Origin of the sequence: Bartonella sp. LB28NMGDW (genome assembly GCF_042194435.1) — a bacterium.
Classification (GTDB): Bacteria; Pseudomonadota; Alphaproteobacteria; order Rhizobiales; family Rhizobiaceae; genus Bartonella; species Bartonella grahamii.
Window position 1 is genome coordinate 1 of sequence record NZ_JBHIMX010000124.1, and the last position, 806, is coordinate 806.

The 806-nt window shown below is 41.4% G+C and carries 1 protein-coding gene; it reads right to left on the reverse strand.

Translation table 11 applies throughout. The features are described from left to right. Nucleotides 1-806 (reverse strand): hypothetical protein (locus tag ACFIKG_RS09570; RefSeq protein WP_375652228.1); only part of this gene is annotated, 806 nt, incomplete at both ends.

Genomic DNA, 806 nt, shown 5'->3' on the forward strand with positions numbered 1-806 from the left:
TTAACTTATCAAAAATGATTTGATTTTTAGGATTGCTATACCATTCTCCAAATTCTTTATCAGACATATCACAAATGTTTTTTAAAGTGATTGGTCCAACACTCCCTCCTCCACCAGATGCCGTTAAGGTTCTCGCAGAATTCTGACGGCTTTGAAGCGCAGCAACTTGATTATTCGCTTGAACCCCTTGGTTCTGATAGCCAAGATTTTGCGCTATTCTATAAATCTCTTCTGCCGGATTGAGATCTCTTTGTGCACAAGTCGCTACAATCGTACGCAATTCATTCCTTATGATCTCAGAAATTGTGTTTGGATCTGCATACTCAGGATAAAGTGACGACCAAGAACTCAATTCCTTCGCACGCTTCTCATAAAGAAAATTTGCCGCATCACCAAAATCACTGGATTTATTTTGAAACGACTTAACAGAATTGTTGAAAAACTGACCAAGACGTATATCATGCTGCTGCTGTTCCTCAGCTTGTCTTAGCGCTTCTTTCTGTTCCCTAATATACGCATCCTGCTCTCGAATCTTTTTTCCCATCCAACTCATATAGCCAATAATGTCTTGTGTAGGGTCTGGGGGTGCATTTTCACCTTCAACTATTGGTGTCTGGGATTGGGTTTCATAAAACTTGGCAAGTGCTTCACGAGCTTGTTTAGCTTGTTGCTCCATACGCTGCTGTTCTATGCTAGGAACAATCTCTGAAGGCTTTTCAACGGACTGCACAACCGGCTCTGGAGAGGTGACATCATCATTATCAATCGTTTCACCATCATAAGTGCCGGCATCAAAAGAGCTCTCA